This is a genomic window from Bradyrhizobium sp. CCBAU 51753 (genome assembly GCF_015291565.1).
GTDB classification, from domain to species: Bacteria; Pseudomonadota; Alphaproteobacteria; order Rhizobiales; family Xanthobacteraceae; genus Bradyrhizobium; species Bradyrhizobium ivorense.
Genome location: NZ_CP030037.1, coordinates 8,888,911 through 8,912,001, shown reverse-complemented (window position 1 = coordinate 8,912,001; position 23,091 = coordinate 8,888,911). Strand labels below are relative to the sequence as shown.

Here is a 23,091-nt window from a genome sequence, read left to right as displayed (position 1 = left end):
ATTAAGCGGCGGGCTTGTCTTCCTTGTCCTCGCCGCGCATCACGATCTTCAGCGCGTCATCGGCCAGCGGCCGCTGCAACGCCTTGGCCTCGCTCCACGGCGCGCGCAGCCAGACATCGTGCTCCTCATCCGTGGTCAGGATCACCGGCATTGCCTTGTCGTGGATCGGCTCGACGATCGCGTTCGGCGCCGTGGTGAGGAAGCCATAGACCAGATGCGGCCCGGGGATCGGCTTAGACTTGGTGCCGCGATCGCTCTTGGTTTCGGTCCAGATGCCGGCAAACGCGCAGAGCGGACGATCGTCCGACAGCGCGAACCAGACCACGTCCTTCTTCTTCGTCGCCGGATTCGGCCTAGGTGCATATTCGGCAAAGCTGTTGAGCGGCACCAGGCAGCGGTGCGCTTCCGTCAGCCAGCCGCGCCAGTGCGGCGAAGAGGTGTTGCGGATGTTGGTCACCGGCGGCGGCGGCATGCCCCAGCGCATCATCACCATCTCCCGCGCGCCCCTGGCATTGCGCACCACCGGCGCCGGATAATCCGGAAACACCCCCGGCATCGGCGGCAGATTGCCGACATAGCGATTGACCACGCGAAACAGCCGGAGGATCGCCTCCTGGTTCGTTGTGATGGAATAGAGGTTGCACATGGAGCGGGTTCTGCTGTGCTGTGCGTCGTCGCTGCCATCAAGACTAGTGGTGTTACGCGCGTCGGCAAGGGCGACCGTTAGGTAGCCAAAGCAGATGTTGGAGCAGCGCCGACCTATGTCGCCTTTTGGCCCATTGCGGAAGTCGGGCTCCGCTGGATCTCGCGGTTCCCAATTCTGGCCGCCCGTCGACGCAAGATTAGACTGGCAGCTTACATTTACTCACCGTCAGCCTATTCTTGCGATTTCAAGCGAGCCTAAGCGCACCCGGTGAGCGGGCCCCGTCACCCGAGGATTTCGTACCTTGCGGTACTTCTTTGAAGATTACGTACTCAACACTGACCGGCGTGAGCTGCATCGTGGGGCGGACGTCGTCCCCATCGCACCGCAAGTGTTCGACCTGCTCGATTACCTGATCCGCAGCAGGGAGCGCGTCGTCAGTAAAGACGACCTCATCAATGCGATTTGGAATGGACGCAGCGTTTCGGATGCAGCACTGACGACGCGGCTGAACGCCGCGCGAACGGCAATCGGCGATTCCGGGAACGAACAGCGCCTGATCAAGACCTTGCCGCGCAAGGGATTCCGTTTCGTCGGACAGGTAAGAGAGGTTGCGGGCTCGGATTCCGGCCAAGCCACGGCCGAGAGCGCTCTTTCGGTTCTCGACAAGCCCTCCATCGCCGTGCTGCCATTCGAGAACATGAGCGGCGATCCCGAGCAGGAATATTTTGCGGATGGCATGGTGGACGAAATCACGACAGCGTTGTCGCGCTTCAGATCTCTATTCGTGATCGCGCGCAATTCCAGTTTTTCTTACAAGGGCAAAGCAGTCGATATCAAACAGGTCGGACGCGAACTCGGCGTCCGCTACGTGCTTGAGGGCAGTGTGCGCAAGGCGGCCGGAAAAGTTCGCATTATCGGCCAATTGATTGATGTCGCGACGGGAGTACATCTTTGGGCCGATCGATTTGAAGGCGACTTAAGCGATGTGTTCACCCTGCAGGACCGGATGACCGAGAGCGTCATCGCTGCCATTGAACCAAGAGTGTTTCGGGCGGAAGTCGATTTGGCCGCGCGTCGGCCGAACAGTCTCAGCGCCTACGACCTTTGCCTCAGAGCAATACCGCACCTCTATTCATTTACTCGAGATGGATCTGCTGAGGCCCTTCGGCTTGTTTCTCGCGCATTGGAAATTGACCCTAGGTATGGATTTGCTGCAACGCTTGCGGGGAGTTGCCACATCCAAAAGGTAACTCAAGGATGGGCCACTGATCCGAAGTCGGAATTTGCGGAAGGATTGCGACTTCTCCGGCTGGTACTCAGTATCGACGGAAACGACCACTTAGCCTTGAGCATGCTTAGCTATGCCGCGGCTTGGTCTGGCGATTTCGGCACAGCTAGGGAGATGGTGGATCGCGCGATCATCTCTAATCCCAATGCAGCCTTTGCATGGAGCACGCGAGGTTGGACTTGCCGCATGGCAGGGGACCTCGAGGAGGCCATCCGGAGCTTTGAGCGCGCTGTCCTGCTAAGCCCGTTTGACCCGTTGCTGTTCGTAACGTTGACCGAAATGGGAGTTGCATTCATCGATCTTGGCCGTTTCGATGAGGCGGTTGTCGCAGCGAAGAAGGCTCTTAGCCAGACCCAGAGTTTTCTACCCTCCTATTGCTGCCTTATAACGGCCTTGGCGCATCTGGGACGCGAAGCGGAAGCGAAAGAGTCGGCAACTCGCCTGCTCGAACTCAAATCGGATTTTCGAATTTCTGAATGGGTGAGCCGGAGCGGCCTACGGATCAACCAAATGTTCGTCGATGGTCTTCGCAAAGCTGGGATTCCGGAGTGATGCCGTTGCGCGGGGCGACTGCGACTCCTGCTGTTGGCCCGAAGCCAACATGCAGTCATATCGACTCCAAGGTTGCCTTCAGAGCGCAAAGCCGACGCGACGAATTGATCAGTACGGGCCCGAGTTTCGACCAAACAAAAACGGCCGGGTCATCGACCCGGCCGCTCAAAACTCTCTCAGCTCTTCCCGCTCTCGCGGTTCGCTCGCGCCTCAGCTCGCCTGCTTCACCGGCGCCGGCTTGCCGACCTTCTTCTCGATCGCGCGCTTCAGTTCGAGGGCGCGCGGCGAGAGCACGTCGGCCTTGGCCTTGATCAGGAAGGCATCGAGGCCGCCATTGTGGTCGACGCTCTTGATCGCGTTGGAGGAGACGCGCAGGCGGACGTTGCGGCCGAGTGCATCGGAGATGAAGGTCACGTTGCACAGGTTCGGCAGGAAGCGCCGCTTGGTCTTGATGTTGGAGTGGCTCACCTTGTGGCCCGTCTGGGGGCCCTTGGCGGTCAGTTCGCAGCGCCGGGACATTTGCAAAAATCCTTTTCCATCCCCGCCTCTTGCGGGCGGAGCGTGCGGTCACGCGGCCCGTGCAGGGGTTTTGAATTCGCGTCCATTTTCCAGGAACCGCGGGTGTATAGGGGCAGAATGCGGGAGCGTCAAGGTTTTATAGCGGCTTCGCCCTCGTCCGAATTGCTGGGTTCATCAGCCGTTCCAGCCACTTAACGCCGCATAAGGCAACCATATAAAGGGCGTATTCCGTTGCAACGCTTAGTTCCATACAGGACGCTCGCGTTGTCCGGCCACCTTGTTCGCCTGGATGACAAGACAGAGCGCCGATAGCAGGACCGTCAGGTAAGTGACCACCCCGATTGCCATTTTGCCCCCCTATGGGTGGCTTGTCGGCCTCCTGGCCGGCGCTTTTCTGCTGTTCGGCCCCGAGGCCTCGCGCGCCCAGGGCCGGCTCGAGGCGCAGTATGAGGCGACGCTCGCCGGTATCCCGGTCGGCAAGGGCTCCTGGACCGTCGACATCGGCGAGGAGGCGTTCTCGGCCTCGGCCCAGGGCGGCACCGCGGGGCTGTTGAAGGCGTTTTCCGGCGGCAGCGGCTCGGGCGCCTCGCAGGGCCGGATCGTCAACGGCATCCCGGTCGCCACCTCCTACAGCGCGACCACCACCACCGCGAAGAAATCCGAGACCATCCGCATGGTGCTGGCGGGCGGCACCATCAAGGATTCCGCGATCGAGCCGGAGCCGCCGGTCGATGCCGACCGCATCCCGGTCACCGACGCGCACAAGAAGGGCGTGTTCGACCCGATGACCGGCTCGCTCTTGCGCGTGCCCGGCAATGCCGAGCTGATGAGCCCGGATGTCTGCCGCACCTCGGCCGGCGTGTTCGACGGCCGCATGCGCTACGACCTCAAGCTCGATTTCAAGCGGGTGGAGATGGTGAAGGCCGAGCGCGGCTATCACGGCCCGGCGCTGGTCTGCGCGGTCTATTTCGTGCCGATCGCGGGCTACATCCCGGATCGCCCGGTGATCAAATATCTCGCCGCCCAGCGCAACATCGAGATCGCCTTCGCGCCGATCGCCGGCACGCGCCTGCTGGTGCCGTTCCGCATGACGATCCCGACCCCGCTCGGCCAGGCCATGCTGGAGGCGACTTCGTTCGTGACCACGGCAGCGCCGCCGCGGGTGGCGAAGACGCAGTAGGATTTGATTTCGCGAGGCCACGCCGCACTGTTCGACCCGTCATCCTGAGGTGCGAGCTCCTGCAGCGCAATTGCGCTGCGGGGCGAGCCTCGAAGGATGCACGGCCCCGCTGCGACCAACGCGGAGAGAGCCGGGCCGTCGATCCTTCGAGGCTCGCCGAAGAGGCTCGCACCTCAGGATGACGGGTTGTAGTGCGCTAGTTGCCCGGATGCAGCGAAGCGAAATCCGGGGCCGGAATACCCGCGGGTCGACTGGTCCCGCATTCCGCTTCGCTGCATGCGGGCTACGCTTGGCCGACGCAACAAACGTCACCGGAATCCAGTTGACTCTTGCCCGGTTCTGATTCGACTCGGTGACCCCTGGAACTTAAGGAATTCAGTCCGCATATCCTGTGCTTGTGGAGCCCTCTCAAACTTGATCTAGTGCCGCGGCCTCAGACCAGACCGAGATGTTGCGGTGAACGTTTCGGGCATGGAATGGAGTCAGCGATTCGGCCGCGATTCGTTCTAGACTCGTTCCGAAGCTTAAGCTGACAGCGGAAAGCGTCGCATTGTGAGACAGATTTTGCGCGAAAGGACGCGTGATCCGGGATGCCGTGTTGCTGGATCGCGCCGGAGTGACGATATTGACGGAGCGCGTTGCATGGTCTCCCTCGCGCGGAGAGTCCCCCTCACGCGGCGCGATGCGCCGACCTCTCCCCACAGGCGGGGCGAGGTAACTTTCTAGGCGCGCATCCGCGCGGCACGCGGCAACAAGAAACATCTGCAAGATATGGCTTTCTCATCTTCGTTCGGAACTGACCGCGCTCCCGGCGCCGGCGTCACCGCCGTGCTGGGCCCGACCAACACCGGCAAGACGCATCTGGCGATCGAGCGGATGCTGGCGCATTCGTCCGGCCTGATCGGGCTGCCGCTGCGGCTGCTCGCGCGCGAAGTCTACAACAAGATCGCGGCGCGGGCCGGCGAGGACAATGTCGCGCTCGTCACAGGCGAGGAGAAGATCAAGCCGAAGGCGCCGCGCTTCTGGGTCTCCACCGTCGAGGCGATGCCGCGCGATCTCGATGTGTCGTTTCTCGCCGTCGACGAGATCCAGATCGCGGCCGATCTCGAGCGCGGCCATGTGTTTACCGATCGCATCCTCAACCGCAGGGGCCGCGACGAAACGCTGTTGCTGGGTGCTGCGACGATGCGCCCGATCATCGAGCGGCTGTTGCCCGGCGCCTCGATGGTAACGCGGCCGCGTCTGTCGCAGCTCGAATATGCCGGCGACCGCAAGATCACGCGGCAGCCGAGAAGAACGGCAATCGTCGCGTTCTCCGCCGACGAAGTCTATGCGATCGCCGAGCTGATCCGCCGCCAGCATGGCGGCGCGGCCGTGGTGCTCGGCTCGCTGTCGCCGCGCACAAGGAATGCGCAGGTCGCGATGTTCCAGAACGGCGACGTCGATTACCTCGTCGCCACCGACGCGGTCGGCATGGGGCTCAATCTCGACGTCGATCACGTCGCCTTCGCCTCCGACCGCAAATATGACGGCTACCAGTTCCGCCGGCTGACGCCGGCCGAATTCGCGCAGATCGCAGGCCGCGCCGGCCGCGCCACCCGCAACGGCACGTTCGGCACCACCGGGCGCTGCGCGCCGTTCGAGCCGGAACTGGTCAACGCGCTGCAGAACCACACCTTCGACAGCGTGAAGATGCTGCAATGGCGCAACGCCAAGCTCGATTTCGCCTCGCTCGGCGCGCTGCAGGTGTCGCTGGCGCTGCCGCCCAATCATGAGGCACTGACACGGGCGCCGATCGCCGAGGACATGCGCGTGCTCGACCATGTCGCGCGCGACGCCGAGGTGCGCGACATGGCGCATGGCGCCGCCGCCGTGGAGCGGTTATGGGAGGCCTGTCAGGTTCCTGATTACCGAAAGCTGTCGCCGGCGGCCCATGCCGAACTCGTGAGCACGCTGTACGGCTTTCTGATGCAAAAGGGGCGTATCCCTGACGCATGGTTCGCCGCCCAGGTCGACCAGGCCAACCGCACCGACGGCGATATCGACACGCTGTCGGGCCGGATCGCGCAGATCAGGACCTGGACCTTCGTGGCCAACCGGCCGGACTGGCTGTATGACCCGGAGCACTGGCAGGGGATCACGCGCGACCTCGAAAATAAATTATCCGATGCGCTGCATGAACGGCTCACGGAGCGTTTCGTTGACAGGCGGACCAGTGTATTGATGCGCCGCCTGCGGGAGAACTCAGTTTTGAATACGGAAATTGGCAAGACCGGCGAAGTGATCGTGGAAGGTCACGTGATCGGCCGGCTCGATGGTTTCACCTTTGCGCCCGATGCGGCGGAAGCCGGCAGCGACGCCAAGGCGCTGCAGGCCGCCGCCCAGCAGGTGCTGGCGCGCGAGATCGACGCGCGGGCTGAGAAACTGGGAGCTGCCCCCGACGAGCAGTTCGTACTGACCTCCGACGGCACCATCCGCTGGACCGGCGATGCGGTGGCAAAACTGGTCGCGGCCGACGACGCGCTGCATCCGCGGCTGCGCATCATCTCCGACGAGCGGCTGACCGGCGCCTCGCGCGAGGCGGTGCAGACCCGGCTCGACCTCTGGCTCAAGACGCATATCGAAAAGCTGCTCGGGCCGCTGTTCGAGCTCTCCAAGGCCGAGGATCTGCAGGGCATCGCCCGCGGCATCGCCTTCCAGCTTGTGGAAGCGCTCGGCGTGCTCGAGCGCACGAAAATTTCCGCCGAGATGAAGGATCTCGACCAGCCGTCGCGCGCCACCTTGCGCAAATACGGCGTGCGGTTCGGCGCCTACCACATCTATTTCCCGCAGCTCTTGAAGCCCGCGGCGCGCTCGCTGGCCTCGCTGCTGTGGGCCGAGAAGCAGAGCAATGTCGACATGGCTGCGCTGTCGAATGTGCAGCATCTGGCGAGCAGCGGCCGCACGTCATTCCCGGTCGACAAGCAGCTCGCGCGCGATGCCTATCGCGTGCTCGGCTATCGCCAGTGCGGCGAGCGCGCGGTGCGCGTCGACATTCTGGAGCGGCTCGCCGACCTGATCCGCCCGGCGCTGGCCTGGCGCGAGACCTCGCCCGGCGAAAAGCCCGCCGGTGCGTTCGACGGCCGCGGCTTTGTCGTGACGCAAGCGATGACCTCGCTGACCGGATCGGCCGGCGAGGATTTCGCCTCGATCCTGCGCGCGCTCGGTTACCGCATGGACCGCCGTCCGCCGCTGCCGCCGAAGCCGGTTGAGGCTGCGCCGGCGGCCGTCGAGACCACCGAGACCGTTGCGGCGGAAACGCCGCCGGCCGAGGGCACCACGGAAGCCGCCGCGGACGCGCCGGTCGATGCCGCCACCGCGGCGACCGGCATCGCCGCCGAGGTACCCGAGGCCGCCGTCGAGACCACGGCGGAGGCGCCGGTGGCGGAGGCCGTCGCGGAACAGCCGGTATCCGGCGACCCGGCACCATCAGCCGCGTTGCTGCCCGATGTCGGCTTCGCGCCCGCGCCCGTGAGCGAGGAGACGTCGGCCGTCGTCGAAATGCAGCCCGAGGCAGTAGTCGCGCCGGCCGAGGCCCCTGTCACTGAGGCTGCCGTCGAACCCGCCCTTGCGGAGGCTGCCGCGGAGACGCCGGTAGAGGCCGCGAGCGCCGAGGCCGCGCCTGCCGAGGCGGCCCCGGCTGAAGCCGCTGCCGCGCCCGCGGAAACCCCGGCCGAGCCGCAGCTGGTCGAAGTCTGGCGTCCCGGCGGCCGCTCCGACGAGCGCCGTCCGCATCATCGCGGACACGACCGCAACCGCGGCCGTCATCAGGGCCAGCAGGCCGAGGGCGGCGCACCGGCGACGGAGGGGGCCGAGGGCGAGAAGCGCGAGCATCACCGCCGTCCGCGCCGCCACCAGGATTTCCGCCACAAGCCGCGCGAGGGCGCGCCCGCCGAGGCCACGGCTGCTGCCGCATCCGCCGACGGCGCGCCGGGGCGCGACAACCGCGATCAGCGCCGCGAGCGCTTCGAGGGCAAGGGGCGCGACCGCGACAACAATGAGCGGCGCCGCGACAACAAGTTCGGCGGCGGCGAGCGCAAGGAGCGCGGCGACCGTGACCGCGGCGGCCGTGATTTCGGCCGTGACAAGGGCGGCCGCGACAAGCGCGAGAGCGGGCCGTCGCACCGGCCCTACGCCTCCAGCGCGCCGCGCGAGCGCGACCGGCCGATCGATCCGAACTCGCCCTTCGCCAAGCTCGCTGCGCTGAAGGAGCAGCTCGCGGGCAATCGCAAGGAATAGGGCATAGCGTTTTCGAGCGAAGTGGATTGGACAGACAGCGGCTCGACAAATGGTTGTGGCACGCGCGGGTGGTGAAGGCCCGCACCAGCGCGGCCGAGCTTGTCGCGTCCGGTCACGTCCGCATCAACGGCACGCGCGAGAAATCGCCGGGCCATGCCATCAAGCTCGGCGACGTCGTCACGGTCGCGCTCGACAACAGCGTCCGCGTGCTCAAGGTGGTGGGCTTTGCCGAGCGGCGCGGCGATGCCGCCTCGGCGCGCGTGCTCTATGATGATTTGCAAGGCGGCCGGGAATAGCTATCTATCAAAAGTGCTTTCGAGCGAAGCGGGGACCGGTTCGCGTGAAGAAAGCGCGTCAAACGAGAATATAGTCGGCAATTCCTTGCCTTTTTGGGCCGCCGCTTCCCTTGCGGCTGGGGTATTCCTGCGCTAGGCAACCCCAGAAAAACGCTGACCGTTTCCGGAGTTTTGGATGACCTACGTCGTCACTGAAGCCTGCATCAAGTGCAAATATACCGACTGCGTCGAGGTCTGCCCCGTGGACTGCTTCTACGAGGGCGAGAACATGCTGGTCATCCATCCCGACGAATGCATCGATTGCGGCGTGTGCGAGCCGGAATGCCCGGCGGATGCCATCAAGCCGGACACCGAGCCGGGGCTGGAGAAGTGGCTCGAGGTCAACACCGAATACGCCAAGAGCTGGCCGAATATCACCCAGAAGAAGGACGCGCCCGAGGACGCCAAGGAGTGGGAAGGCAAGGAAGGCAAGTTCGAGAAATATTTTTCTCCAAATCCTGGAACCGGCGACTGATTTGCTGGTTGCGACCTGATTCGCGCAGCCAACCCTGATGCGACGGGCGTTCCGCCCGTTCGGAGCCCGGCCAGCTCCGGTGATTTAACCCTAATGACGGACATATGACCGGGGGACTCCCGCATATGCCCGGAATCGGGCGTAAATCATTGATTTTTGCGGAAAATGTGCTATATTCTTGGGATTACAAGCCAAGAACCCCTGCCATGCGTATCTTGTGGCTTCGAGGTTCCCGCAAACATCGAACAGGGGCGTGGCAGTTTCCACGCGCAGGCTGTGTCACAGAAAACGCGTAAAAAGAGTGCTTCTAAGACGACCAAGAAAGCCGCTGTTGTTGCTCGCAGCGCAACCAAGGGCCGTGCCAAGGCGTCCGTGAAGGATACCAAAAAAGCGGCGGCCGCAAAGTCCTCCAAGAACAAAAGAAGCGTGATGCCAGAAAAGACTGCCAAGACTGCTGCGAAAGCGGCAGCTGCGAAGACCACTGCCGCGAAGGTCGCCCCCAAGGCTCCCGTTACCAAGACTGTTGCTGCGCCGAAGCCGGCCGCCCCGAAGGCCGCCGCCCCCGCCGCTGCTCCGAAGGCTGCCGTGAAGCCGGCCGCCGCGCCGCGTCCGGAAGAGAAGAAGGTCGTGACCCAGCGCCAGGGCTTCAAGGCCAATGAATTCGTCGTCTATCCCGCTCACGGCGTCGGCCAGATTCTGGCGATCGAGGAGCAGGAGATCGCGGGCGCCAAGCTCGAGCTGTTCGTGATCTCGTTCATGAAGGACAAGATGACGCTGCGCGTCCCGACCGCGAAGGTCGCCAATGTCGGCATGCGCAAGCTGTCGGAGCCGGCGCTGGTCAAGAAGGCGCTGGAGACGCTGAAGGGCCGCGCCCGCGTCAAGCGCACCATGTGGTCGCGCCGCGCCCAAGAATACGAAGCGAAGATCAACTCGGGCGACATCGTCGCGATCGCCGAGGTGGTCCGCGACCTCTACCGCTCGGAATCGCAGCCGGAGCAGTCCTACAGCGAACGCCAGCTCTATGAAGCGGCGCTCGACCGCCTGTCGCGCGAAATCGCGGTCGTGCAGCACTCGACCGAGACCGAAGCGGTCAAGGAAATCGAGAGCCAGCTCGCCAAGAGCCCGCGCCGCGGCGCCAAGGCCGAATCGGCTGAAGGTGAAGCCGAGGGCGATGCCGACGGTGAGGATCTCGACACCGACGGCGACGACGCCGCCGTCGAGGACGAAGCTGCCTGAGCAGCCCTGCCAGAATTTTGCGGAAAGCCCGGTCGCAAGACCGGGCTTTTTGTTTTGGGGCGGGAGCTTCGTAGCCCGGATGCAGCGAAGCGAAATCCGGGGAGGTGTCACCGCGGATGAAGCCGTCCCGGATTACGCCCATCCGGCTACGCGGAGATGTTGAAGTCGGTTTCGATGCAGCGCTCCGTGCTGCGGTCGCTCTCTAGTTGCGCGTTGCGACCAGTTTGTCGACCTGCTCCTTCAGCTCTGCTTCCATATTGGACATGATGTCCCGCAGCCGGCGAGCGCTGGAGAGTTGCTCCGGCGTGAGAGGGCGATCGCTGCGCTCTCGCTGTCTTCCGACCTGGTCTTCAGCGACTGAAGTCAGATGGTCGGACGGGCTCGAATGGTTTTCAGCTTGATCCGCATGGTCAGGATCTTGAGCGGGGCGAAGCGAGTTCCGCATGAGCTTTGGTTCCTTCGGTCATGATACCCGATCGGCATTCATGACGCGTAACCCTCAAATCTGGTTCCGGCGGAACAGGCAGGAACCCGCAGAAACGCGTGGCTTCGAGCAGAACCCGAAGCGGCTCTCGGCGCTTGTCCTATGTTATTTGCAGGAGTTTTCTCATGGGCTACGCCAAGATGTTGCGCCAAGTCGCAATTGTCGTCGAAGACGACCCCATCCAGCGCGACATGATCGCGCTCTTGCTGGAAGAGAGTCATTTCGACGTGATCCAGTGTGAGGATGCCGAGACTGCCGCGCTCGCGGTCAAGATGCGTCACCCTGCGTTGGTGATCACCGATATCGGGCTGACCGGCAAAATGAACGGCATCGAGCTTGCGCAATACGCGCTCGACTGCGACCGAAAGGTTCGGGTTATGGTGATTTCGGGCCAGCGCCCGTCCGGCGCCTTGCCCGACGGCGTCAAGTTCTTCGAGAAGCCGATCTACCCGGTGACCCTGCTGCGGGAGGCGGTGCAATAGCTTTCGCCGATAGATCCGAAATCGAATGGCTTCGAATACAGATCTCGAAGAACCGCGAACTGATCGCAGAATTGCAAGCGGGTAATGCGCGAGCGCCGATTTGTTTCCGGAGACGCAAGCCGAGACTGATCGTCTCGCGGCCCTGTGTCGTAGCCCGGATGCAGCGAAGCGAAATCCGGGGCCGCTGTCACCGCGGATAACCTGTCCCGGATTGCGCTGCGCTTCATCCGGGCTACAAGATTGTCGAAGCAGCCGTCTAGATTAGTCCCGTCATCCTGAGGTGCGAGCCTAGCGGCGCAATGGCGCCGCTAGGCGAGCCTCGAAGGATGCACGGCCCGGGCGTTTCGAAATGCGCGTGGAGGTAGCGGGGCCGTCGACCCTTCGAGACGCGCTGCGCGCTCCTCAGGGTGACGGTGAGGCATGATGCGCGCGCGGCCAGGGCGCCTACTTCACCCTTTGCTTCTCCAGCTTCCGTGCCAGGGTCCTTCGGTGCATGCCGAGGCGGCGGGCGGCTTCGGAGATGTTGAAGTCGGTCTCGATCAGGGTCTGGTGGATGCGCTCCCATTCCAGCGTCTTGATCGAGGTCGGGCGGGCGCCGAGCTCGATGGCGGCGTTGCCGGCGGCCTTCTGGAACGCGGCCTCGATGTCGTCGGTGTTCGACGGCTTTGCCAGGTAGTGGCAGGCGCCGAGCTTGATCGCCTCCACCGCGGTCGCGATGCTGGCAAATCCGGTCAGCACCACGATCAGCATGTCGGGATCATGCGCGTGCAGCGCCTCGACGCAGGCGAGGCCCGAGGCGCCGCCGGCGAGTTTCAGGTCGACGACGGCATAGCCGGGCGATTGCTGCTCCAGCAGCGGGCGCACCTCATCGAGCGACGCTGCCACCGCGACGTCGTAGCCGCGGCGCTCGAACGAGCGCTTCAGCGTGCGGGCGAAGCCGGCATCGTCCTCGACGATCAGGAGCTGACGTTCAACCATCCAGATGGTCTCCGATCGCAAGCGTCGAGAGCGGCAGTTCGAGCCTGACCGCGGCGCCGATGTCCGGCCGGTTGCGCGCCGTCACCACGCCGCCGAGCTTGCGCACGACGTTGACCACCAGGAACAGGCCAAGGCCGCTGCCGGGCCTCCCCTTGGTCGACTGATAGGGTTTTCCGACCTGCGGCAACATCTCGCGCGCGAAGCCGGGGCCGCGATCGGTGACCGACAGCACCAGCGTGTCGCCCTCGCGCTCGGCCGTCAGCTCGATCCAGTCGCGGGAGACCTCGGCGGCGTTGTCGAGCACGTTGAAGATCGCCTGCTTCAGCGCGATATCGGACACGATCGCAAGGTCGGCGCCGAACGCATTGCGGAAATACAGCGTGGCCGACGGCCGCGACGTTCGCCATTCCTCCACCAGCGCGGTCAGGAACGCCGCAACCGTGGTCGGCGCCGAGCCTTCGCCGCGCGCCTCGCCGGCCGACAGCAGGATGCCGGTCACGATCGTCTTGCAGCGCTGCAGCGAGGTTTCCATCTCGGACAGGTCATGCGACAGCTCGGCGTCGGAGGCGAGCGCCGGCATGCGCCGCCAGTCGCTCAGGATCACCGACAGCGAAGCGAGCGGCGTGCCGAGCTCATGCGCGGCGCCCGAGGCGAGCAGGCCCATCCGGACGATATGGTCCTGCTCGGCGGCGTGCTGGCGCAGCGCGGCGAGCCGCGCGTCGCGGTCGCGCAGATTACGGTTGATCCGGGTCACGAACACCACCAGCAGCACGGCGTCGAGCACCAGGCCGATGAACGTGCCGGTGATGTAGCGGCTGAAGGCATCGCCAAAGCCGTGCTGCGGCGGCGCCAGCGGCTCGTAATAGCCGGTCAGCCAGGCGTAGCTCATGCAGACCAGCGCCACCAGCGACCAGGTCGAGGGCGCATCGAGCAGCACCGCGCCGAGCGTCACCTGCAGCAGATAGAGCGAGGTGAACGGATTTGTGGCGCCGCCGCTCAGATACAGCAGCGTCGTCAGCGCCGCGACGTCGAGCGCCAGCGCGACCAGGAGCTCGCGGTTGTTGATGTCGGCGCGGTAGCGCAGCCAGAGCAGGCTGATCAAATTGAGCGCCAGCAGGCCGCAGATCACGGCCGCCATCGGCATCAGCGGCAGCGCCACGTCCATCCAGAAATGCACGAAGGCGATGGTGACGATCTGGCCGATCACGGCGATCCAGCGCAGCTGGACCAAGAGGGCCATGTTCTTGCGATTGGTCGCGAGGTCGGCCGGCGCGGCAAGATCGAACGGCATGCCGGCAGCCGCGCTCACGTCGGACGGCATTACCGCCGTGCCGGTGGCTGTCTTTGCGTCATGCAGATCCGATGTGCGCTCGAGCATCTGGGCCTGGGTTGCGAGACAGATTGCGGGCTGCGCCGATCAGGCGGCGCACGGCGGCGCGTCGGGAAGCGGAAACGCCGGCGCGGCCCCTGCCGCTGATGGTGCGGAGGAGCGCGGCCGCCAGCATAATGGCCAGCGCGAACCATGTCAGCGCGTAAATCAGGTGGTTGTTGGGAAACCGCACGATCGTGAGGCCGCCGACCGGATAGCCGCCGGGGTTTTTCGTCGCATCCGCATCGATGAAGAATGGCGCGACATCGGACAGGCCGTGGCTGGCCGCGATCGCGGCGACGTCGCGCGAATACCAGCGGCCCGCCGCCGGATCGTTGCTGCGCAGGAAGGCGCCCTCCGGCTCGGATATCCGCAGCAGGCCGGTGACGCTGACGGGGCCGTGCGGATCGCCGGCGCGGCGCGTTGCGGGATCGCGGCGCTCCGGCGGCACGAAGCCGCGGTTGACCAGCACCGTGGTTCCATCGGCCTGTCGCAGCGGAGTCAGCACCCAGAAGCCGGGGCCTTCATTGGTCACCGCCTGCACCAGCGTCTCGTCGCCATTCAGGAAGGTGCCGCTTGTGGTGACGCGGCGATACTCGTCGTTCGCCGATGTCACCGCCGGCCAGGATGACGGGGCGGGTGGCGCGGCAGCGGCCGCATTCATGCGCTGCTCGACGCGCGCGATCAGCGCCAGCTTCCAGGTCCTGCGCTCGATCTGCCAGACCCCGAGCGCCGTCAGCAGCACTACGCCCAGCATGCCGAGCGTGAGCAGCAAATACGGCGGTCTGGCAGCCCGCATCGTCACGGCATCTGGCTCATGTCGTGCACGGGCATCATGTTGACGTTGAGATGATGCATGACCCACAGCGAGCCGGTCAGCGCGATCACCACCATGACCACGGTGAAGATCATCGCCATCATGGTCCAGCCGTTCTCGGACCGCGTGTTCATGTGCAGGAAGTAGACCATGTGCACGACGATCTGGATCGCCGCGAGCACCAGCACGATCAGCGCGGTGATCGCCTTGTCGGTGATGGCGCCGGTCATCACCAGCCAGAACGGCACTGCGGTCAGGATCACCGAGAGGCCGAAGCCGATCAGGTAGCTCTTCAGCGAACCGTGGGCGGCGCCGCCATGGACGTCATGGCCGTGGCCGCCGGCATCAGTGTGCACAGCGTGAGAGTCGGTTGTCATCGCAGCACTCCCAGGAGATAGACGAAGGTGAAGACGCCGATCCAGACCACGTCGAGGAAGTGCCAGAACATCGACAGGCACATCAGCCGGCGCCGGTTGGCCATGGTCAGGCCGTAGCGCGCGGACTGCACCATCAGCGTCACCAGCCAGACCAGGCCGAAGGTGACGTGCAGGCCGTGGGTGCCGACCAGCGTGAAGAACGACGACAGGAAGGCGCTGCGCTGCGGCGTCGCGCCCTCGTGGATCATGTGGTGGAACTCGGTGAGCTCGATGCCGAGAAAGGCGAGGCCGAACAGCCCGGTGACCGCAAGCCAGAATTGGGTCGCGCCGAGCTTCGACTTCTCCATCGTCAGCATGGCGAAGCCGTAGGTGATCGAGGACAGCAGCAGCATCGTGGTGTTGAGCGCGACCAGTTTCAGGTCGAACAAGTCCTTCGGCGCCGGGCCGGCGGCGTAGTTGCCGCCGAGCACGCCATAGGTCGCGAACAGCATCGCAAAGATGAGGCAGTCGCTCATCAGATAGATCCAGAAGCCCAGCATGGTGCTGGCGCCTTCCGGATGCGCATGCTCGTCGATCACGTGGAAGATCGGCTCGGCGTTTTGCGCAGGTGCGGCTGCGACGGTCATGACTGGGCTCCCGCGGTGAGAACGCGCGTCCTTGCGGCTTCGACCTTGCCGACCTGGTCAGCCGGGATGTCGTAGTCGCGGTGATAGTTGAAGGTGTGGCCGATCGCGACCGCCAGCAGCGCGATGAAGCAGACCGCTGCGAGCCACCAGATGTACCAGATCAGGCCGAACCCCATCGCCGTCGCGAGGCCGGCGAGGATGATGCCGGTCGCGGTGTTGGAGGGCATGTGGATCGGCTTGAAGCCGGTCAGCGGACGCGAGTAGCCGCGGCGCTTCATGTCCCACCAGGCGTCGTTGTCGTAGACCACGGGCGTGAAGGCAAAATTGTAATCCGGCGGCGGCGACGAGGTCGCCCATTCCAGCGTCCGTGCGTTCCAGGGATCGCCGGTGGTGTCCTTCAGCTGCTCGCGCCTGAGAATGCTGACCGCGAACTGCACCAGCATCGCGATGATGCCGAGCAGGATCAGGAAGGCGCCGAAGCCCGCGATGATGAACCAGATCTGCAAGCTGGGATCGTCGAACACGCGCAGCCGGCGGGTGACGCCCATCAGGCCGAGCACATAGAGCGGCATGAAGGCGAAGTAGAAGCCGGAAACCCAGAACCAGAACGACAGCTTGCCCCAGAACGGATCGAGCTTGAAGCCGAACGCCTTCGGGAACCAGTAGTTGATGCCGGCGAACAGGCCGAACAGCACGCCGCCGATGATCACGTTGTGGAAGTGCGCGACCAGGAACAGGCTGTTGTGCAGCACGAAGTCGGCCGGCGGCACCGCGAGCAGCACGCCGGTCATGCCGCCGAGCACGAAGGTCAGCATGAACGCCACGGTCCACATCATCGGCAGCTCGAAGCGGATGCGGCCGCGATACATCGTGAACAGCCAGTTGAACATCTTGGCCCCGGTCGGGATCGAGATGATCATCGTGGTGATGCCGAAGAACGAGTTCACGCTGGCGCCGGAGCCCATCGTGAAGAAGTGATGCAGCCACACGAGGTAAGACAGGATGGTGATGACGACGGTGGCGTAGACCATCGAGGTGTAGCCGAACAGCCGCTTGCCGGAGAAGGTCGCGGTCACCTCGGAGAAGATGCCGAACGCCGGCAGCACCAGGATGTAGACCTCGGGATGGCCCCAGATCCAGATCAGGTTCACGTACATCATCGGGTTGCCGCCGAAGTCGTTCGTGAAGAAGTTGGTGCCGACGTAGCGGTCGAGTGAGAGCAGCACGAGCACCGCCGTCAGCACCGGGAAGGAGGCGACGATCAGCACGTTGGTGCAGAGCGAGGTCCAGGTGAACACCGGCATCTTCATCATCGTCATGCCCGGCGCGCGCAGCTTGACGATGGTGCAGATCAGATTGATGCCCGACAGCGTGGTGCCAACGCCGGCGACCTGCAGACCCCATATGTAATAGTCGACGCCGACGTCAGGACTGTAGCCGATGTTCGACAGCGGTGGATAAGCCAGCCAGCCGGTGCGGGCGAACTCGCCGACGAACAGCGACATCATCACCAGCACGGCGCCGCCGACCGTCATCCAGAAGCTGAAATTGTTGAGGAACGGGAACGAGACGTCACGAGCGCCGATCTGCAGCGGCATCACGTAGTTCATCAGGCCGGTCACCAGCGGCATCGCCACGAAGAAGATCATGATGACGCCGTGGGCGGTGAAGACCTGGTCGTAGTGATGGGCGGGCAGGTAACCGTCGGAGCCGCCGAACGCGATCGCCTGCTGCAGCCGCATCATGATGGCGTCGGCGAAGCCGCGCAGCAGCATCACGATGCCGAGGATCATGTACATGATGCCGATGCGCTTGTGGTCGACGGTGGTGAACCACTCGCGCCACAGATAGCCCCAGAGCCGGAAGTAGGTGACGATGGCGAGCAGCGCGAGACCGCCGGTCGCGACCACGGCGAAGGTGCCGACCAGGATCGGCTCGTGAATCGGCAGCGCTTCGAGGTTGAGGCGGCCGAAGATCAGCTTCATGAGTTCGGGGTTGTTGAACATGCGGCCTCCTCAGGACGCTGATTTCGGACGCTGCACGGACAACAGCGACGTCGACGACGGATGGGCAGGGGAGAACGCGGGAGAGAACGGCGGCGGCTTCAGCCCGACGCCGCGCAGCGGCGTCAGGTCGAGCGGCGCGGTGACCTCGCGCAGCGGCGTGTCCTTCAATTCGTCGATCGAGCAGATCCCGGCGACGAAGGTCGGCGAGGCGCCGAGCGGCGCGCCGCGGCGGGCGTATTTGTCGTAGGTCAGCGGCAGCGTGTTGTTGAGGCCTTCATGGCCGAGACCGCCCTTGGCATCGATCGCCATCATCTCGCTCATGCACATCTTGCCGGGCTCGACGCACATGTTGAGGATCAACTTGTAGAGGTCGCGATCGACCGTGCCGTAGAGCCGGACCGGATCGTTCTGGCTCGGGCGCTCGAGCTGCAAATAGTCGCTGCGACCGAGCATGTTGCCGCTGGCCTTGGCGCTCGCGACCCACTTGTCGAACTCGGCGGGTGACACGCTCTTGAAGTCGAAATGCATGCCGGAGAATCCGGCGCCGCTGTAATTGGCGGAGAAGCCGCGGAAGCTGCCTTCCTTGTTGGAGACCGCATGCAGCTTGGTCTCCATGCCGGGCATGGCGTAGATCTGGCCGGCGAGGGCGGGGATGTAGAACGAGTTCATCACGGAGGAGGCCGTGATGCGGAAGCGGATCGGGCGGTCGACCGGCGCAGCCAGCTCGTTGACGGCGGCGACGCCGTATTGCGGATAGAGGAACAGCCACTTCCAGTCGAGCGCGACCACCTGGACGTCGAGCGGGGCGTCCTTGCGCTCGATCGGCTTGTCGGCGGCGATGCGGCCGAGCGAGCGGTAGGGATCGAGCAGATGCGTGCCCATCCAGGTCAGCGCGCCCAGGCAGATGATGATAAGCAGCGGCGCCGACCAGATCACCAGCTCGAGCTGGGTGGAGTGATCCCACTCCGGCTCATAGGCCGCCTCGGTGTTGGACTGGCGGTAGCGCCAGGCGAACAGCACGGTCAGCGCCATCACCGGCAGCACGATGATCAGCATCAGCACTGTGGAGATCACGACGAGATCGCGCTGCTGGGCGGCGATGTCGCCGGCGGGCGCCAGGACGACGAAATCGCACCCGCCCAGCAGGGCCGCAAACGGCAATAAGGCCAGTAATTTCAAGGCGCGCACGGCGGACCTCACAGGATTCTTCGACTGGAATTTTATGAGTTTCGTCAAGGGGTAGCTGCGATGCAGCAAAGTTGACATTGGACAATTTGTCCAATGTTGCAGTGCGGGATACAAGCTCAGAAAGTCAACCGGACCGCGTGGCAAAGGTTGCCTCGCGACCTCATCTCAAGGACGGTTTCGGCGCGATGGCACAGGTTCCTGCAATGGCTCACGGCACCTCGACGGCATCAGTTTACGAGCAGGCGAAACCCGGCGAGATCGCGATCGGCGTCATCATCGGACGCACGTCGGAGTTCTTCGACTTCTTCGTCTACGCGATCGCCTCGGTGATCGTGTTCCCGAAGCTGGTGTTTCCGTTCGTCAACGAGCTGACCGGCACGATCTATTCGTTCGTCATCTTCACGCTGGCGTTTGCCGCGCGGCCGCTCGGCACCGTGATCTTCATGGCGGTCGACCGCCGCCACGGCAAGGGCGCCAAGCTCGTCATCGCGCTGTTCCTGCTCGGCACCTCGACGGTGGCGATCGCATTCCTGCCCGGCTACGACACCATCGGCTATGCCGCGATCTGGCTGCTAGCGGCAGCGCGGATCTTGCAGGGCATCGCCTGGGGCGGCGCCTGGGACGGCCTCGCCTCGCTGCTGGCGATGAATGCGCCGTCGCATCACCGCGGCTGGTACGCAATGGTGCCGCAGCTCGGCGCGCCGCTCGGGCTGATCGTGGCGAGCGCGCTGTTCGCCTTCTTCGCCGGCAACCTCTCGGCGGACGACTTCTTCGACTGGGGCTGGCGCTACCCGTTCTTCGTCGCCTTCGCCATCAACGTGGTGGCGCTGTTCGCGCGGCTGCGCATGGTGGCGACCGACGAGTATTCCGAGTTGTTCGAGAGCCGCGACCTCGAGCCGGCGAAAATCGGCGCGACCGTCAAGGAAGAGGGCCGCTACATCCTGCTCGGCGCCTTCGCGCCGCTGGCGAGCTTTGCGCTGTTCCACATGGTCACGGTGTTTCCGCTGTCCTGGGTGTTCTTGTTCACCAAGGAAAGCCCGGTGCGCTTCCTGATCATCGAGATGATCGGCGCGATGGTCGGCGTGTTCGCCATCATTGCCTCCGGCATGATCGCCGATCGGGTCGGCCGCAAGCCGCTGCTATTGGGATCTGCGATCGCGATCGCGGTGTATAGCGGTTTTGCCCCGCAGCTGCTCGATGCCGGCGCGGTCGGCGAGACCGTGTACATGGTCGGCGGCTTCATCCTGCTCGGGCTGTCGTTCGGCCAGTCGTCGGGCGCGATCGCCTCGAGCTTCGCGCCGGCCTATCGCTACACCGCCTCGGCGCTGACCTCGGATTTCGCCTGGCTGTTCGGCGCCGGCTTTGCCCCGCTCGCCGCGCTGTTGCTCGCCACGCATTTCGGCCTGATCTCGGCCGGCGCGTATCTCTTGTCGGGCGCGGTGTGGACCTTGCTCGCCCTGTGGCTCAGCGGCCTGCGCGAAGCCGAGGGCTGAGCTCTTGTAGCCCGGATGAGCGAAGCGACATCCGGGAAAGCTCTCACCGCGGATGCACCTGCCCCGCATTACGCTGCGCTGCATCCGGGCTACGGTTCTTCTTCTCCTTCCCCCTGAAAGGGGGAAGGTCGGGATGGGGGTCAGCCACGAGCGACGGTGTACGCGGAGAGACATGATCCCCACCCGCTTTGCTCTGCGAGCAAAGCGACCTCCCCTTTTCAAGGGGAGGTGGAAATTCCGCGACGTATCGGTCCGGGACGACGGCGGTGAATGGGCGCGGGCTCAACCCACGTCGGCTCAATCCACCACGATCTTGACGCGGTCGCGCGGCTTGACTTGGGCGTGGGCGTCGAGGCCGTTGAGCACGCGGAAACGCTCGGCGGGGTGATCGACGCCGGCCATGCGGTGCGAGAGCGATTCCACGGTGTCGCCGGGCTGCACGTTGATCACCTTGATGCGCAGCGGGCGCGCGGCCTGGATCTCCTCGAGCGTCAGGCGGCGGAACGAGTTGACGGTCTCGCGCGCGTTGCGCTCGCTCTCGGTGGTCTTCTGCTTGGCGGCGAAGATGAAGCGGTAGACGTCGCTGCCGAAGCGCAGCGCGTAGACCTTGAACTGCCACTGCTCGCCATGCGCGGTGGCGGACGCGGCCGGGAAACCGTTGATGCTGAGATCCTCGGTCGAGGATTTCTCGACGCCTTCCATCCAGCCCGAATTGAGATAGTCGCCGAGCGACTGTTCGGCCGGCACCCGCACGACGTCGAAACGCATCGCCTGGCTGCCGCCCTCGCGCACGCCGATCACGGCCTGCGCGGTATTGTCGAGCGTAAAGTTGTCAGGCGCGGTGAAGGTGAAGCCGAGCTTGGGATGCAGGAAGCGGCGGCCGCGCACAAAACCTTCGCTGGGGTCCTCGCCATAGACGATGTTGTCGATCGCGGCGAGATAAGTCTCGCGGTCGCGCTCGCTGTTTTCCGGCGAGGTATATTGCCGCGCGGTGGTCTGCGCGTTGTTGATGCGCTCCGGCGTCGCCGGATGCGACGAGGTAAAGTCCTGCGCGCGCGGATCGAGCGCGGTGCGGCCGACCTTGAGCGCCGCATTGCGCTCCATCGCGGTCAGGAAGCGCGAGGCGCCGAACGGGTCGAAATGCGCGCGGGCGGCGATGCCAACGCCGATGCCGTCGGCCTCGAACTCCTGCTGCCGCGAGAAGCTCGCCATCGTCAGCTTGGTCTTGGCGAGCGCCAGCGCGGTGAGATCGGGGTCGGTGCTCATGTCGGTGACGACGCGCGTCACCACCGCGGCCTGCCGCGCCTGGTCCTCGCGCATCGCGGCGTGCTTGGCCAGCACATGCGCCATCTCGTGGCTCAGCACCGAGGACAGTTCCGAGGTGTCGCTGGCGAGCGCGATCAGGCCGCGCGTGACATAGAGCTGGCCGGTCGGCAGCGCGAAGGCGTTGACCGCGCCGGAATTGAGGATGGTGACCTTGTAGGTCTGGTCGGGCCGGTCGGAGGCCGCGACCAGCCGCTCGACGGTCTTGCTGATCAGGGCCTCGAGCTTGGGGTCGTCATAGGCGCCGCCATAGGTCGACAGGATGCGCTCATGCTCGCGCTCGGTGGCCGGAGTCTGCTGCACCACGCGACTAGGCTTCACCGGGGCCGCCGCCGCGGGCGGCGCGCCGACCTGCTCGAAGCGGCCGACATTGCCGCAGGCCGCAAGCGTCAGCGCGGCGCAGACCAGCGCCGGCGCAGCCGAAAGGCGGCGACCTGTCACTCCCTCGCGCCGTCCTTCGCGCTCAATCACGTCAAAAACTCACAAATTGTCGAGCAAACCGCCCGCGGGGGTCCGTGCGGATCTCCCCTAGTTCCCGCCGAGCACTTCAATCTGCCCCACCCGGAGCAGTTCGATTCGCGGTCCACGTCGAGCTTCCACCCAGCCTCGGACACGAATCCTTCGATTTTCGAGGGACTTGGGCGCAAGCCCGGCCGCCTCAAACACAGGGACTATGCGCTTTGAAATCGTCGCCGCAAAGTCCTGAGTCCAGTTTCGACCGAAATTCAGGTAGGTCATTGACCCAGCTTGACGCACCGACAAAACCCTGCCCTCGACCACCGCAAAGCGCCCGATCCCGGCCAAAATATCGCCCGGACTTTCGGCGTTTTTTATGACGGTGGACGTCGCCCAGGTTCCCGATCGGGCGGTCCTCGCCTCGGCCTCCGCCGCCATCAGCGCCGCGGCACAGTCCCTGTCGGCGATGGCGGGCGACACCAGCGCGAATCCCTGCCGCAACAACTCGCTCTGGACGGGTGTCTCGCTACCAGCGAGGTAGGCGTAAGCCGGCTGCCGGCCGTAGCGGTCCGGCGTGTCGTCATTGCCGCGCAAGCTCACGTCGCGCCCGACCAGCAGTGCCGACAATGTCGCCGCAGCTTTCACGCGATCCGCCACCTCGATACCGGCGAGCTTGACCTCGCGGTCGTCGTCGAGCCGAAAGCTGCGCGCATCGATCACAGCGGCGACGCGACCCTCGCCCTGCATCTCGAAATTGCATCCGGCCGCCGTAGCCCGGTCGTTGCACACGCCGATCAGCGCGGCGCACGTTGTCATCGCCAGTCCGATCGGGCTGCGAAGCGGTGCTCTGTCGCGCATGCGCGTCATGTGTTCGTCACGGCCAGCGTTGTGTGTCGCCATCATGAGCACGGAGCGGCCTTCGAGATCAACGGATACGACCTCGCCGTGTGATGTGTCGCAAGCCGTAGCCCGGATGCAGCGAA

Annotated in this window: 20 protein-coding genes; 8 read left to right on the top strand and 12 right to left on the bottom strand. The window is 64.7% G+C overall.

The window, feature by feature from the left end; all coding sequences use genetic code 11:
* Position 1: 1 nt before the first annotated feature.
* The gene (locus XH93_RS40880; protein ID WP_194471782.1) at positions 2-646 is read right to left on the bottom strand and encodes an SOS response-associated peptidase; all 645 of its coding nucleotides are present in this window, start codon (positions 644-646) and stop codon (positions 2-4) included.
* 301 nt (positions 647-947) lie between these two features.
* On the opposite strand from XH93_RS40880, the gene XH93_RS40875 reads away from it, so the two are divergent.
* On the top strand, positions 948-2,486 hold the full coding sequence (locus XH93_RS40875) for a tetratricopeptide repeat protein (protein ID WP_194471781.1): 1,539 nt from the start codon (positions 948-950) through the stop codon (positions 2,484-2,486).
* A 210-nt stretch (positions 2,487-2,696) separates the two neighbouring features.
* Here XH93_RS40875 and rpmB read toward each other — a convergent pair whose 3' ends face one another.
* Positions 2,697-3,005, bottom strand: coding sequence for a 50S ribosomal protein L28 (rpmB, locus tag XH93_RS40870; protein WP_139481766.1), 309 nt, complete (start codon positions 3,003-3,005; stop codon positions 2,697-2,699).
* A gap of 379 nt (positions 3,006-3,384) precedes the next feature.
* On the opposite strand from rpmB, the gene XH93_RS40865 reads away from it, so the two are divergent.
* From XH93_RS40865 to XH93_RS40845, 5 genes are all read left to right on the top strand, one after another.
* On the top strand, positions 3,385-4,185 hold the full coding sequence (locus XH93_RS40865; protein ID WP_246799769.1) for a DUF3108 domain-containing protein: 801 nt from the start codon (positions 3,385-3,387) through the stop codon (positions 4,183-4,185).
* A 771-nt stretch (positions 4,186-4,956) separates the two neighbouring features.
* Positions 4,957-8,463 carry a helicase-related protein gene (locus XH93_RS40860; RefSeq protein WP_194471780.1) on the top strand — a complete coding sequence of 1,169 codons (3,507 nt, stop codon included), beginning with the start codon at positions 4,957-4,959 and terminating at the stop codon, positions 8,461-8,463.
* Positions 8,464-8,489: 26 nt separating this feature from the next.
* A complete protein-coding gene (locus tag XH93_RS40855; RefSeq protein ID WP_139858503.1) occupies positions 8,490-8,759 on the top strand; it encodes an RNA-binding S4 domain-containing protein in 270 nt (89 codons plus the stop codon).
* A 175-nt stretch (positions 8,760-8,934) separates the two neighbouring features.
* On the top strand, positions 8,935-9,273 hold the full coding sequence (fdxA, locus tag XH93_RS40850; RefSeq protein WP_139481769.1) for a ferredoxin FdxA: 339 nt from the start codon (positions 8,935-8,937) through the stop codon (positions 9,271-9,273).
* Between the two features lie 429 nt (positions 9,274-9,702).
* On the top strand, positions 9,703-10,509 hold the full coding sequence (locus XH93_RS40845) for a CarD family transcriptional regulator (protein ID WP_172626779.1): 807 nt from the start codon (positions 9,703-9,705) through the stop codon (positions 10,507-10,509).
* Positions 10,510-10,711: 202 nt separating this feature from the next.
* Here XH93_RS40845 and XH93_RS40840 read toward each other — a convergent pair whose 3' ends face one another.
* The gene (locus XH93_RS40840; protein ID WP_194471779.1) at positions 10,712-10,954 is read right to left on the bottom strand and encodes a hypothetical protein; all 243 of its coding nucleotides are present in this window, start codon (positions 10,952-10,954) and stop codon (positions 10,712-10,714) included.
* Between the two features lie 164 nt (positions 10,955-11,118).
* Between XH93_RS40840 and XH93_RS40835 the strand changes: the two genes are divergently transcribed.
* The gene (locus XH93_RS40835; RefSeq protein ID WP_194471778.1) at positions 11,119-11,475 is read left to right on the top strand and encodes a response regulator; all 357 of its coding nucleotides are present in this window, start codon (positions 11,119-11,121) and stop codon (positions 11,473-11,475) included.
* Positions 11,476-11,919: 444 nt separating this feature from the next.
* Here XH93_RS40835 and XH93_RS40830 read toward each other — a convergent pair whose 3' ends face one another.
* From XH93_RS40830 to cyoA, 7 genes are read right to left on the bottom strand one after another with little or no spacing between them, the layout of a single operon-like run.
* Complete coding sequence (locus tag XH93_RS40830; RefSeq protein WP_194471777.1) at positions 11,920-12,453, bottom strand: response regulator transcription factor; 534 nt, start codon at positions 12,451-12,453, stop codon at positions 11,920-11,922.
* On the bottom strand, positions 12,446-13,774 hold the full coding sequence (locus tag XH93_RS40825; RefSeq protein ID WP_246799768.1) for an ATP-binding protein: 1,329 nt from the start codon (positions 13,772-13,774) through the stop codon (positions 12,446-12,448). The genes XH93_RS40830 and XH93_RS40825 overlap by 8 nt, the downstream gene beginning before the upstream one ends.
* 28 nt (positions 13,775-13,802) lie before the next feature.
* Positions 13,803-14,621, bottom strand: coding sequence for an SURF1 family protein (locus XH93_RS40820; protein WP_194475534.1), 819 nt, complete (start codon positions 14,619-14,621; stop codon positions 13,803-13,805).
* Between the two features lie 2 nt (positions 14,622-14,623).
* Positions 14,624-15,016, bottom strand: a complete 393-nt coding sequence (gene cyoD, locus XH93_RS40815; RefSeq protein WP_194471775.1) for a cytochrome o ubiquinol oxidase subunit IV — start codon at positions 15,014-15,016, stop codon at positions 14,624-14,626.
* Positions 15,013-15,642 carry a cytochrome o ubiquinol oxidase subunit III gene (gene cyoC, locus XH93_RS40810; protein WP_194471774.1) on the bottom strand — a complete coding sequence of 210 codons (630 nt, stop codon included), beginning with the start codon at positions 15,640-15,642 and terminating at the stop codon, positions 15,013-15,015. The genes cyoD and cyoC overlap by 4 nt, the downstream gene beginning before the upstream one ends.
* Positions 15,639-17,648 (bottom strand): cytochrome o ubiquinol oxidase subunit I, encoded by a 2,010-nt coding sequence (gene cyoB, locus XH93_RS40805; protein WP_194471773.1) that lies wholly within the window; start codon positions 17,646-17,648, stop codon positions 15,639-15,641. The genes cyoC and cyoB overlap by 4 nt, the downstream gene beginning before the upstream one ends.
* A 9-nt stretch (positions 17,649-17,657) precedes the next feature.
* Positions 17,658-18,836 carry a ubiquinol oxidase subunit II gene (cyoA, locus tag XH93_RS40800; RefSeq protein WP_194471772.1) on the bottom strand — a complete coding sequence of 393 codons (1,179 nt, stop codon included), beginning with the start codon at positions 18,834-18,836 and terminating at the stop codon, positions 17,658-17,660.
* A gap of 185 nt (positions 18,837-19,021) precedes the next feature.
* On the opposite strand from cyoA, the gene XH93_RS40795 reads away from it, so the two are divergent.
* On the top strand, positions 19,022-20,329 hold the full coding sequence (locus XH93_RS40795; RefSeq protein ID WP_371814879.1) for an MFS transporter: 1,308 nt from the start codon (positions 19,022-19,024) through the stop codon (positions 20,327-20,329).
* A 297-nt stretch (positions 20,330-20,626) separates the two neighbouring features.
* On the opposite strand, the gene XH93_RS40790 is transcribed toward XH93_RS40795, so the two are convergent.
* Together XH93_RS40790 and XH93_RS40785 are read right to left on the bottom strand one after the other, a co-directional pair.
* Complete coding sequence (locus XH93_RS40790) at positions 20,627-22,093, bottom strand: M48 family metalloprotease (RefSeq protein ID WP_246799444.1); 1,467 nt, start codon at positions 22,091-22,093, stop codon at positions 20,627-20,629.
* Positions 22,094-22,180: 87 nt separating this feature from the next.
* Positions 22,181-22,924, bottom strand: a complete 744-nt coding sequence (locus tag XH93_RS40785; protein ID WP_194475532.1) for a thermonuclease family protein — start codon at positions 22,922-22,924, stop codon at positions 22,181-22,183.
* Positions 22,925-23,091: the final 167 nt, after the last annotated feature.

Excerpts from the sequence above, each read along its gene's own strand:
- rpmB (WP_139481766.1), bottom strand. The coding sequence starts at position 3,005 with ATGTCCCGGCGCTGCGAACTGACCGCCAAGGGCCCCCAGACGGGCCAC.
- XH93_RS40835 (WP_194471778.1), top strand. The coding sequence starts at position 11,119 with ATGGGCTACGCCAAGATGTTGCGCCAAGTCGCAATTGTCGTCGAAGAC.
- XH93_RS40830 (WP_194471777.1), bottom strand. The coding sequence starts at position 12,453 with ATGGTTGAACGTCAGCTCCTGATCGTCGAGGACGATGCCGGCTTCGCC.
- XH93_RS40845 (WP_172626779.1), top strand. The coding sequence starts at position 9,703 with ATGCCAGAAAAGACTGCCAAGACTGCTGCGAAAGCGGCAGCTGCGAAG.
- cyoD (WP_194471775.1), bottom strand. The coding sequence starts at position 15,016 with ATGACAACCGACTCTCACGCTGTGCACACTGATGCCGGCGGCCACGGC.
- XH93_RS40825 (WP_246799768.1), bottom strand. The coding sequence starts at position 13,774 with ATGCCGTCCGACGTGAGCGCGGCTGCCGGCATGCCGTTCGATCTTGCC.
- XH93_RS40795 (WP_371814879.1), top strand. The coding sequence starts at position 19,022 with ATGGCACAGGTTCCTGCAATGGCTCACGGCACCTCGACGGCATCAGTT.
- cyoC (WP_194471774.1), bottom strand. The coding sequence starts at position 15,642 with ATGACCGTCGCAGCCGCACCTGCGCAAAACGCCGAGCCGATCTTCCAC.
- XH93_RS40785 (WP_194475532.1), bottom strand. The coding sequence starts at position 22,924 with ATGACAACGTGCGCCGCGCTGATCGGCGTGTGCAACGACCGGGCTACG.
- XH93_RS40860 (WP_194471780.1), top strand. The coding sequence starts at position 4,957 with ATGGCTTTCTCATCTTCGTTCGGAACTGACCGCGCTCCCGGCGCCGGC.
- fdxA (WP_139481769.1), top strand. The coding sequence starts at position 8,935 with ATGACCTACGTCGTCACTGAAGCCTGCATCAAGTGCAAATATACCGAC.
- XH93_RS40820 (WP_194475534.1), bottom strand. The coding sequence starts at position 14,621 with ATGCGGGCTGCCAGACCGCCGTATTTGCTGCTCACGCTCGGCATGCTG.
- cyoB (WP_194471773.1), bottom strand. The coding sequence starts at position 17,648 with ATGTTCAACAACCCCGAACTCATGAAGCTGATCTTCGGCCGCCTCAAC.
- XH93_RS40840 (WP_194471779.1), bottom strand. The coding sequence starts at position 10,954 with ATGCGGAACTCGCTTCGCCCCGCTCAAGATCCTGACCATGCGGATCAA.
- XH93_RS40880 (WP_194471782.1), bottom strand. The coding sequence starts at position 646 with ATGTGCAACCTCTATTCCATCACAACGAACCAGGAGGCGATCCTCCGG.